7 protein-coding genes are annotated in these 6,916 nt (G+C 45.7%); 5 read left to right on the top strand and 2 right to left on the bottom strand.

Annotated elements, in window-relative coordinates; all coding sequences use genetic code 11:
• The first annotated feature begins 78 nt into the window (after nt 1-78).
• The 3 genes from rppH to lgt are packed head-to-tail and all read left to right on the top strand — an operon-like array spanning nt 79 to nt 2,290.
• Entirely contained in the window at nt 79-675 is a 597-nt protein-coding gene (gene rppH, locus Q0203_RS00330) for an RNA pyrophosphohydrolase (protein ID WP_297928714.1), read from the top strand.
• Between the two features lie 2 nt (nt 676-677).
• Entirely contained in the window at nt 678-1,475 is a 798-nt protein-coding gene (locus tag Q0203_RS00325; protein WP_297928712.1) for a sulfite exporter TauE/SafE family protein, read from the top strand.
• 8 nt (nt 1,476-1,483) lie between these two features.
• On the top strand, nt 1,484-2,290 hold the full coding sequence (gene lgt, locus Q0203_RS00320; RefSeq protein ID WP_297928710.1) for a prolipoprotein diacylglyceryl transferase: 807 nt from the start codon (nt 1,484-1,486) through the stop codon (nt 2,288-2,290).
• 87 nt (nt 2,291-2,377) lie between these two features.
• Here the strand turns inward: lgt and ligA are convergent, their stop codons facing one another.
• A complete protein-coding gene (gene ligA / locus Q0203_RS00315; RefSeq protein WP_297928708.1) occupies nt 2,378-4,393 on the bottom strand; it encodes an NAD-dependent DNA ligase LigA in 2,016 nt (671 codons plus the stop codon).
• Between the two features lie 293 nt (nt 4,394-4,686).
• Between ligA and cgtA the strand changes: the two genes are divergently transcribed.
• Entirely contained in the window at nt 4,687-5,862 is a 1,176-nt protein-coding gene (gene cgtA, locus Q0203_RS00310) for an Obg family GTPase CgtA (RefSeq protein WP_297928706.1), read from the top strand.
• 76 nt (nt 5,863-5,938) lie between these two features.
• Here the strand turns inward: cgtA and Q0203_RS00305 are convergent, their stop codons facing one another.
• Nucleotides 5,939-6,307: a helix-turn-helix domain-containing protein gene (locus Q0203_RS00305; RefSeq protein ID WP_297928704.1), complete on the bottom strand. Its 369-nt coding sequence runs from the start codon at nt 6,305-6,307 to the stop codon at nt 5,939-5,941.
• 166 nt (nt 6,308-6,473) lie between these two features.
• On the opposite strand from Q0203_RS00305, the gene Q0203_RS00300 reads away from it, so the two are divergent.
• The coding region (locus Q0203_RS00300) for an NAD(P)H-binding protein (RefSeq protein ID WP_297928702.1) at nt 6,474-6,916 on the top strand (443 nt) is incomplete at its 3' end.

The following is a 6,916-nucleotide window of genomic DNA, read 5'->3' as shown; positions in this document are numbered from 1 at the left end:
AGTTGTGCTAATGCTTGGTTTATGAAACAATTTGTCGCTATTTAGTGTAAAAAATGAGACAGATTAAGGGATACGATAGTGATCGATTTCGATGGCTACCGTCCGAATGTAGGCATTGTTATTTGTAACGACAAAGGGCAAGTGCTGTGGGCGAAGCGATACGGACAGAATTCTTGGCAATTTCCGCAAGGGGGCATTAATGATAACGAAACTCCCGAGCAAGCCATGTTTAGAGAATTATTTGAAGAAGTGGGGCTAACGCCTAAAGATGTGCGTGTGCTATACGCCTCTAAACAGTGGTTACGTTATAAATTACCGAAGCGTTTATTGCGTCACGATTCCAAACCGATGTGTATCGGGCAGAAGCAGCGTTGGTTTTTATTGCAGTTAGTGACTGATACCAAGAATATCAATATGCAGTGCAGTAAAACGCCGGAATTTGACGGATGGCGTTGGGTGAGCTTTTGGTATCCAGTGCGTCAAGTGGTGTCTTTTAAAAAAGAGGTTTATCGTAAAGCCATGAAAGAGTTTGCGGCGGTGTTATTTGATGAAAACAGTAACGCCTTGGCGCAGACTGAAACCGCAACATTCGGCGATAAGAAACCCGCGTTCTCTTCTCACAAGCAACATTATTCTAAATCGCCCAAACGCACACCGCGTAAATATAGAGGATAATTATGTTAACCTTCTTTCTCTTCTGCTTACTTGCCGGTTGTGCTGCCGGCTTCTTGTCGGGGCTTTTCGGCATTGGCGGCGGCATGGTGATTGTACCGATGATGGTTTATCTACTGCCGATTGTGGGTGTGCCGGATTCATTGCTCATGTCCACCGCACTTGGCACGTCTTTTGCTACCATCGTGGTTACCGCATTTTCTTCCGCACAACGACACCACAAGCTCGGCAACGTGGTTTGGTCAACGTTGAAATATTTTGCGCCCGCGTTAATGATTAGCGCCTTTATTTCCGGACAATACATCAGTAAATTGCCACCTGAAATTTCCGGTAAGTTATTTGCCTGCTTAGTTACCTATCTGGCGATTAAAATGATTTTGTCCATTAAGCCGAAAAATCTCGATCCGAACAAAAAAATCACGCCTTTATCCTCAATTATCGGCGGTGCTTTAATCGGTATGATATCAAGCGTTGCCGGTATTGGCGGTGGCGGCTTTATCGTGCCGTTTTTAAATTCACGTAATGTGGACATTAAAAAAGCCATCGGTACCTCCGCATTTTGTGGCATGTTAATGGGCATTGCCGGTATGTTGAGCTTCATGCTGAGCGGTTGGGGGACGCCGGGAATGCCGAATTATTCCCTCGGTTTTGTGTACCTTCCTGCGGTATTAGGTATTACCGTCACCTCATTTTTTACCTCTAAACTCGGCGCCAATATGACCAACCGATTACCGGTGTCGACCTTGAAGAAAGGATTTGCCGCCTTCTTAATTGTAGTGGCGATTAATATGTTATTGAAATAAGGAAAGTTATGAGTTCAGATTATTTAGTTCTCCCCCATTTCGACCCGGCGATTTTTGAATTTGGCCCGATTGGCTTGCGCTGGTACGGTTTAATGTATCTACTTGGTTTTATTTTTGCCCGCTGGCTTGGCGTACGTCGTGCTAAGCAACCGAACAGCGGTTGGACGGTGGATCAAGTGGACTCTTTGCTATTTAACAGCTTTATGGGGATTTTCTTCGGCGGACGAATCGGCGATGTGTTCTTTTATAATCTTGATCGTTTTTTACAGGATCCGTTGTATTTATTCCGTGTTTGGGAAGGGGGAATGTCTTTCCACGGCGGTTTGATCGGTGTGATTATTGCTATGATCATCACCTCTAAGATGCAAAAACGCCGCTTTTGGGCAACGGCTGATTTTATGGCACCCTTAATTCCATTCGGGCTAGGCATGGGGCGTATTGGTAATTTCATTAACCTCGAATTATGGGGACGTCAAACCGATGTGCCTTGGGCGATGATTTTCCCAACGGATCCGCTGCTCTTGCCACGCCATCCGTCTCAGTTATATGAAGCGGTGTTGGAAGGTTTAGTGTTGTTCTTGATTCTCAATGGGTTTATTCGCAAACCACGTCCGACAGGTTCGGTGGCTGGGTTATTCCTTATCGGCTACGGTTTTTTCCGTTTTATCGTTGAATATGTTCGCGAACCGGATGTAGAACTTTTCCTCAATGTGATCACGCGCGGGCAGTTACTTTGCGTACCTATGATTGTGGGGGGCATTGCCATTATGCTTTGGGCATATCGCAAAAGTGCGGTGCAAAAATCCGTTAAATAATGCCTTTGGCATGATTTCATTTTATCGCATGCATAGTATAAACGACCGACTTTTAATCAAAAAGTCGGTCATTTTGTATTGGCTTGCCTATGCACCAATCCACGCCAAAAACTCCTCCTCACTCAACACCTGCACGCCTAATTCTGCCGCTTTGCTGAGTTTGGAACCTGCCGCTTCACCGGCGATCACATAGTCGGTTTTGGCTGAAACACTGCCACTGACTTTGGCACCGAGTTGTTGTAGCAGTGCTTTGGCGTCGTTGCGTCCCATTTGGGAAAGTGTGCCGGTGAGCACCACAGTTTTGTCTTTGAACGGATTTTCTTTCACGTCCTGCACTTCAACGGTTTCCCAATGCACGCCTTGGGCGATGAGATCATTCACCACGGCAACATTGTGTTCTTCACGCCAGAACACGAAAATGCGATTTGCCACGACTTCGCCCACATCAGGCACTTGTTTTAACTGTTCTAAATCGGCATTTTGTAACGCTTCTAAGGTTTTGAAATGGTTTGCCAGATTTAATGCCGTGGCTTCACCCACATCACGAATACCCAACGCAAAGATAAAACGGGCGAGGGTCGTGTGTTTGGCTTTTTCTAAGCTGGCTAACGCATTTTCAGCCGATTTCGGCCCCATGCGTTCTAAGCGGGTGAGTGTGGTTAAATCCAACTTAAACAAATCTGCGGGAGTATGAACCAATTCGCGATCCACCAGTTGCTCAATCAGTTTGGCACCTACGCCGTCAATGTCCATGGCTTTGCGTGAGACGAAATGTTTTAACGCTTCTTTACGTTGTGCCGCACAGAATAACCCGCCGGTGCAACGTGCCACCGCTTCGCCTTCAATGCGAACAATTAAGGAATCGCATACCGGACAGTGCGTTGGAAAGACAATTTGGCGTGCATTGGCCGGGCGGCGATCATGTACGACGCCAATAATTTGCGGAATCACATCGCCGGCACGACGAATAATCACCGTATCGCCGATAGCAATGTTGAGACGCTCGATCTCGTCGCCGTTATGTAAGGTCGCGTTACTTACCGTTACGCCAGCAACGAATACCGGTTGTAGTTTAGCCACAGGCGTGATGGCACCGGTCCGACCGACTTGGAATTCCACGTCATTTAATACGGTTAGTTCTTCTTGTGCAGGAAATTTGTAAGCGATTGCCCAACGCGGTGCTTTGGAAATAAAGCCCAGTCTTTGTTGCAATTCGATGTCATTGACTTTTAATACCGTACCGTCAATGTCATAACCCAAGGAGCTACGTTTTTCCATTATAGTGCGGTAGAAATTTAAAACGTTTTCAACGCCATCACATAAACGGATTTCGCTATTTACCGGCACGCCGATGGATTTCAACCATTGAAGACGTTCATAGTGCGTTGGTGGTAAATTTACACCTTCGGCAATGCCAATGCTGTACGCGTTAAGCATTAATGGACGTTGGCTAGTGATTTTCGGATCCAATTGGCGTAAGGAACCTGCCGCTGCATTACGCGGGTTAGCAAAGGTTTTTTCGCCTTGTTCCAAGGCGCGTTCGTTTAAACGCTCGAAACCGTCGTGCGGCATAAACACCTCACCGCGCACTTCCAAGCGTGCTGGCGGATTATCCGTTAGTAGCTGCAAGGGAATGTTGCGAATGGTACGAATGTTTTGTGTGATGTCTTCGCCTGTTGTGCCATCGCCGCGGGTTGCCGCTTGGGTCAGCACACCATTCACATACAAAATACTGACCGCCAATCCGTCCAATTTAGGTTCGCAACAAAAGGTCAATGGTTCTGGCACAAGTCCTAAACGATCTTGAATACGTTTCACGAATGCCAGAAATTCTTCATCAGAAAAGGCGTTATCTAATGAAAGCATCGGAAGTTCATGTTTAATTTGCGCAAATTCTGACAACGGCCGCGCGCCCACGCGTTGGGTCGGCGAATCGGCGGTGATCAGTTCGGGATGTTGTTGTTCTAAGGCTTTGAGCTGATGAAATAAGCGATCGTATTCACTGTCAGGAATCTGCGGATCGTCTAACACATGATATTGATATTCGTGATAACGCAGAGTTTTTCTAAGGTCGTCAATTTGTTGTTGGATTGAGGTTGTCATTGTGATTCCATAAAAATAATCGAAAAAACGACCGCACTTTAGGGCGGCAAATTGAAGAGGGCAATGTGGTGCGCCTCTTCCAAACCATGGCGCGAGGACATCAAGCCGTTCAATGAAAATACGGCACATTATAAGGGAAAATCGCGCTAACCAAGCAGCAGTAATCAAATTTTCCACTGAATTTTTAGGCGATTTTTTTGTTCTACGGCGTTATTGTGCAAACTTCTACGGCGGATTCTGATAGAATAGCCCGACTTAAATCAATCGATAACACATGAACCCATAGGAAAAATATGAAATTTATTGATGAAGCTTTGATTCGTGTCGAAGCTGGTGACGGAGGCAATGGTTGTGCCAGTTTTCGTCGTGAAAAATATATCCCGAAAGGCGGGCCGGATGGCGGCGATGGCGGCGATGGCGGCGATGTCTATTTAATTGCTGACGAAAATTTAAACACCTTAATTGACTACCGCTTTGAAAAACGTTTTGCTGCCGAACGCGGCGAAAACGGTCGTAGTGCAAATTGCACCGGACACCGCGGCAAAGACATTACGTTACGCGTGCCGGTGGGGACGCGCGCCATTGATAACGACACCCAAGAGGTCATTGGCGATTTAACCCAAAACGGTATGCGATTATTGGTTGCCAAGGGCGGTTATCATGGGCTTGGTAACACGCGTTTTAAATCCTCGATCAACCGTGCGCCGCGTCAAAAAACCATGGGTACACCCGGGGAAAAACGCGATTTATTATTAGAGCTTATGTTACTTGCGGATGTGGGTATGCTGGGCTTACCTAATGCCGGTAAATCCACCTTTATCCGTGCCGTTTCCGCCGCCAAACCGAAAGTCGCGGATTACCCGTTCACCACCTTAGTGCCAAGTTTAGGCGTGGTGAAAGTGGACGATAACCGCAGCTTCGTGGTGGCCGATATTCCGGGCTTAATTGAAGGTGCCTCCGAAGGTGCGGGCTTAGGCATCCGTTTCCTAAAACATTTAGAACGTTGCCGCGTATTAATTCACTTGGTGGATATTCACCCAATCGATGAATCCGATCCGGCGGACAATGTAGCGATTATCGAATCGGAATTGTTTCAATACAGCGAGTCCTTGGCAGAAAAACCGCGTTGGTTAGTCTTCAATAAAATCGATACCATGAGCGATGAAGAAGCCTATGAACGCGCAGAAGCAATAGCCGAACAGCTCGGTTGGGAAGAGGATTATTATTTGATTTCTGCCGCTACCGGCAAAAACGTGCCACAGCTTTGCCGTGATATTATGGATTTCTTGGAAGCCAATCCGCGTGAAACAGAAGTCGCAGCAGTTGAAAACGAAGAAGTGAAATTCAAGTGGGAAGAGTATCATCAAGCGCAGTTAGAAAACGCCGATATTGATGATGAAGACGATGACGACTGGGATGACTGGTCGGAAGAAGACGAAGAAGGCGTAGAAATTATTTATAAGCCCTAATCCGATATAAAATGGGGAGAGCCTAGAAAATAGGCTCTCCCCATTGTCAATGTATCGTCAGACAGTTTAAACATGCCTACTGTGAAACAGTATTCTGCTGACTTGCTAAAATATTCCCTAAATTCATTTCCAACCAATCCACCAACTCAAACATTTTATTAGACGCCTGCAAGCCGAATTCCGTCAAGGTGTAATCCACTTGTGGCGGCACCGTATTGTAGGATTTGCGAATTAACATGCCGTCCGCTTCCAGTTCCTGCAAGGTTTTTGTCAACATACGTTCACTCACGCCATCAATAGCTCGGCGAAGTTCACTAAAACGCTTGGTGCCGGAATGCAAACTCACCAACACCAATACCCCCCAGCGACTGGTTAAATGCTGCAAAATTTGCCGGGAAGGACAGGCAGAAGCTAACACATTACCGCGCTCAACACTTTTTTCCATTTTTATTTCCTTAAAAATCAATAAATTAAAAATTATTTTCAAAAAATCTCAAAACTTACGTTTATGTAAGTACTTCTCAAAAATAAGTATTGAAATATAATACGTCACATCAAGCGAACAATCAAATGTTCAAACATCATTTCAACTTAACGAGAAGGAAAACATCATGACAACGAAAACTATCGCAATTACTGGTGCAACAGGTCAATTCGGCGCAATCGCGTTAAATTTATTAAAAGCAAAACACGCAAACGTCATCGCGCTTGTACGTTCCCCGGAAAAAATTTCCGGCGTAGAAGCCCGCAAATTTGATTATTCAAAAACAGAAGGGCAAGTAGAGGCATTACAAGGGGTGGATACGTTAATTTTGGTGTCAAGCAATAAAATCGGTCAGTGTTTTGTACAACATAACAACGTGATTGAGGCCGCGAAAAAAGCAGGCGTGAAACATATTATTTACACCAGCTTACTCGGTGCCACTAACGACAATACGGTAAAATCCCTTACCGGTGAACACGTTAAAACTGAAGCCGCCTTAAAAGCCTCCGGTATCACTTACACCATTTTACGCAATGGCTGGTACACAGAGAACTACACGGCTTCAATTCC

The organism is uncultured Aggregatibacter sp., from assembly GCF_938046485.1.
GTDB lineage: Bacteria > Pseudomonadota > Gammaproteobacteria > Enterobacterales > Pasteurellaceae > Aggregatibacter.
Note: the sequence above shows the minus strand (reverse complement) of the source record. Positions and strands in the feature narration are given on the sequence as shown.

Bases quoted from the DNA above. Each gene is read 5' to 3' on its own strand.
- Q0203_RS00325 (WP_297928712.1), top strand. From the start codon at position 678: ATGTTAACCTTCTTTCTCTTCTGCTTACTTGCCGGTTGTGCTGCCGGC.
- lgt (WP_297928710.1), top strand. From the start codon at position 1,484: ATGAGTTCAGATTATTTAGTTCTCCCCCATTTCGACCCGGCGATTTTT.
- cgtA (WP_297928706.1), top strand. From the start codon at position 4,687: ATGAAATTTATTGATGAAGCTTTGATTCGTGTCGAAGCTGGTGACGGA.
- ligA (WP_297928708.1), bottom strand. From the start codon at position 4,393: ATGACAACCTCAATCCAACAACAAATTGACGACCTTAGAAAAACTCTG.
- Q0203_RS00305 (WP_297928704.1), bottom strand. From the start codon at position 6,307: ATGGAAAAAAGTGTTGAGCGCGGTAATGTGTTAGCTTCTGCCTGTCCT.